The sequence below is a fragment of the Fulvivirga sp. AWR4_260 genome (genome assembly GCF_056158185.1).
On the sequence record NZ_JBSWSU010000018.1, the window covers coordinates 1 to 3,506 of the forward strand.

General features: G+C 46.5%; 4 protein-coding genes and 1 pseudogene. All 5 read left to right on the plus strand.

Annotated features, from left to right (window positions below; all coding sequences use genetic code 11):
- The coding region (locus ACXACQ_RS23620) for a MotA/TolQ/ExbB proton channel family protein (protein WP_474978513.1) at positions 1-271 on the plus strand (271 nt) is incomplete at its 5' end.
- A gap of 139 nt (positions 272-410) precedes the next feature.
- Positions 411-815 (plus strand): MotA/TolQ/ExbB proton channel family protein, encoded by a 405-nt coding sequence (locus ACXACQ_RS23625; protein WP_474822806.1) that lies wholly within the window; start codon positions 411-413, stop codon positions 813-815.
- A gap of 2 nt (positions 816-817) precedes the next feature.
- Positions 818-1,225, plus strand: a pseudogene (locus ACXACQ_RS23630) (ExbD/TolR family protein).
- An 18-nt stretch (positions 1,226-1,243) separates the two neighbouring features.
- Positions 1,244-1,864 carry an energy transducer TonB gene (locus ACXACQ_RS23635; protein WP_474822809.1) on the plus strand — a complete coding sequence of 207 codons (621 nt, stop codon included), beginning with the start codon at positions 1,244-1,246 and terminating at the stop codon, positions 1,862-1,864.
- 116 nt (positions 1,865-1,980) lie between these two features.
- Positions 1,981-3,312 (plus strand): tetratricopeptide repeat protein, encoded by a 1,332-nt coding sequence (locus ACXACQ_RS23640; RefSeq protein ID WP_474978514.1) that lies wholly within the window; start codon positions 1,981-1,983, stop codon positions 3,310-3,312.
- Positions 3,313-3,506 lie beyond the last annotated feature (194 nt).

A 3,506-nucleotide genomic window follows, 5' to 3' on the forward strand; every position in this document is an offset into this window, starting at 1 on the left:
CCACGTATTGCTAAGGTTAAGTTTGTCATACTCGTGTGCTCACCCAGCACCTAAAATCAAGCTTGAAAAATACAACGGCACGATTGCTGTAACTGCTGCCGTTGCACCCTTACTAGGTCTTCTAGGTACGGTAAGCGGCATGATTGAAACTTTTAGAATGATGACGGCATTTGGCTCAAGCGACCCCGAAGTTATTTCTGGCGGGATCGCTAAAGCCTTGGTTACGACAGAGTTAGGCTTGGTTGTGGCCATACCGGGATACAACTTCTAAATGCCGTACTCTCTCGCAAAGCGCGACATTACTACGAAGAGCTTGAAAGTTTCGCGCTTGTACTTAGCAATGACGAGCCAGACGTTGCTAAGAAAGCCGACCAAAAGAGTGATGGCCAACAGCAAGCGAGCGCAAGCTAATGATTGACCAGCTAGCGGGGAATGCATTGTGTTGGTTAATGCTGCTGGTGGCATGGTTTGCTTATCAGCAAATCTTTGTGTTGTTTACTACACGCAAAGAGATAGCTCGATGCGGTGGCAATAAAAAACTGCGAGACGGTGAGAAAGAGCTAACAAAGCGAGAAATGGTACCTGCCGTACTGGTTAGTGCCCTTCCCTTGATGGGCCTGCTAGGCACGATTTCAGGCTTACAAGTGAGTTTCACCGGAATGATGTCGTTAGGTGTCGATAGTCAAGTTGTCACTGGCGGCATTGCCGATGCACTTTTTACCACTCAGCTTGGCTTAACCTTGGCTATTCCTGGCTGGCTTTTGTTGATGTTTGTTAATGGTGCGGTAAAACGCGCCGTGGCAAGGGAGGCGTAGACATGGCAAGTCGATTACAGCGACGCCTTGAAAACCAGCAAGCGCAAGGCATTGATATGTCTCCGCTACTAGACGTGGTTTTTATACTTTTAATTTTCTTTATCGTTTCGACAGTGTTTGTAAAAGAGACTGGGGTAGAGGTAGATAAACCACAGGCAATATCAGCACAAAAGCTCGATTAAATGGCCATTATGCTCGCAATTACCCGAACCGGTGAAGTGGTGTATGACAGTGCCAATATCGGCGTGAGTGGTGTGCGCTCTACCGTTGAACAGTTGTTGATGAAAGAACAACGCCCAGTAGTCATTCAGGTAGATAAAGCCGTTCGCTCTGAATTACTGGTAGAAATTATAGATGAAGCCAAACTGGCGGGTGCCGACACGGTAAATATCGCCACTTTGAAGCCATAGCGAACGAGGCAAAATTCAATGAAATACAATCTTCAACCTTCTCTACTTAGCGGTGCGGTGCTCGTTAGTGCACTTGGCGTTATGTGGCTAGGGCACTTTTTGTCTAATCTGCAGCCAGACACTATGGTAGTGCGCAAGTTAGACATTGCGGTAACGCCTCCACCGCCCCCGCCCCCTAAAACGCAAAATGTAGTGGAAGAAACTGAACTCGTTATGCAGGTAGAGGGCAGTGGCGCAGCCATGACCATGGCGGATTTAAGTGTTGAGCCAGATATTCAAGTGCCAAAGCCCGACATGCCAAATGTCAAAGTGACCCAAACCCAGTGGGATATGCCTGATATTAAATTGGATGCTTTCGCGCTAAGCGAACTGGACTCAAAACCTACTTTGCTGACACCGGTCAAAATACGTTTCCCCAAGCGACTTAAAAAGCAAGGGATCAAGCGGGTGATTGTAAAGCTCGACGTCATTATTGACGAACACGGCAACGTAAAACTGATGGATATTGTCGAGAACCCGCATCACGAGCTCAATAAAGAAATAATGCGTTTTGTTAAAGCCAGCAAATTTACATCGCCCTACAAAGAAGATGAAGCGGTGAAGGCGCGTTTTATTTGGCCCGTAGTTATAGAGGCCTAATAGTAGCTTAATAGAGGCTTGGTTTACGCAGTAAAGCGAAATAGAAGCTAAAGAATTTAGAGGTTGATTGAGACAATGTTAAAGAAAATTACAGCCGTAACTGTCCTAGCTGTGTAGTGAGCGCGCTGGCTTTTATTAAGCCGGTTAGTGCAAAAATAACGGTGGAATTGGAAGAACCCGATTGGCAGTTTGTTCTGCGTCAGCACCATAGGGATGATCATCGTGAACGTATATCCCGAGAAGAAGGTGAGTTTATCGGGCGTATTCAGGCCGACTTGCAAGCAGGTAATTATTCAAACGTTGCCAGCGCATTTGCAACACAGGATATTTCTCAATTTAGTCCACGCTTGCGTGAGCTTTACGGACAAGTGTTATTGAATGAGAAAAACTACGCACTAGCCGAAAAAGTGCTGTTAGATGTTATCGATGCTATGCCAAACCTCCCATCGGCGCACAGAAGTTTGAGCATGGCGTATTTGATGACAGATAAATTAGCCAAAGCACGAACTCATTTAACTAAAAGCGTGGAACTGGGTATTCAAGATGCCCAACTTTTCGGGCAGCTAGCCTATACCAATGTTCAGCTTGGCAAACCTGTCACCGCTATTGGTGCCTATCAAAATGCGTTGATGCTCGAACCTGAAAACAAGCAATGGTACCAAGGTTTATTGTTCGCGCTTATTGAAAGTAATGCACTTGCACAGGCTGAAAGCTTGCTAAGCGAAATGTTGGTAGATGATGAAGGCAATAAGCAGCTTTGGCTCCAACGGGGGCAAATAGCGTTAAAGCAGGGTGACATGGTAAAGGCGCTGAGCAGCTTAGAAACAGCGCTTTCCTTGGGCGACCGCTCGCTGTCGAACTTAATTTCAGTGGCTAAATTGCACGTATCTGACGGTAGTCCGCGGCGCGCAGCAGACATACTGGCTACCCATGCGAAGACTTTCATTACCGACAAAGATGGGGAAGGCTTTGACGCTTACGCCAAAATAGCGGCTTACTTAGCGGCCAATGAGCGATGGTTTGATTTAAATAAATTAACGCAAGCTGCCGACAACAATGTGAAAAAGCTCTCGACGTCTCAAGCAGCTACACTAAATGTACTTAAAGCTCAGTTGGCTATTGGCAAAGGGCAAAGCACAACGGCAATTTCCCTGTTAACTAAAGCCATTGCTGACGCTCCTGACAATGGCGAGGCGCTGCTGTCTCTTGCTTCACTTTATCGTCAACAGAACAACGTCGAACGTGCCAAAATGACCTATCTGCGAGCTGAGTCACTCGCCGACGTTAAACAGCGCGCCATGCTCGGGCGTGCGCAAATTGCCATAGATCAGCGTCAGTACCAAGATGCACTTACGCTTCTACGACAGGTTTATAAATCGTACCCATCCCGTTCTGATTTGCTTGGCAACATCCAGTCACTGGAAAACCTAGTGAAGAACACAATTTAGCATTGCCTGGATTAGTTTAGGGTAAATCTTATTTGAGGAGCATTGAGCTCATTACCTAATTTATTTGGGTACAACATGTAGACAGGCCGACGATTAATGTCATCTGCGTTGCTGACGGCCTGAGGTGCTGGGTGAGCACACGAGTATGACAAACTTAACCTTAGCAATACGTAACGAACGTGTTACAGGCAATT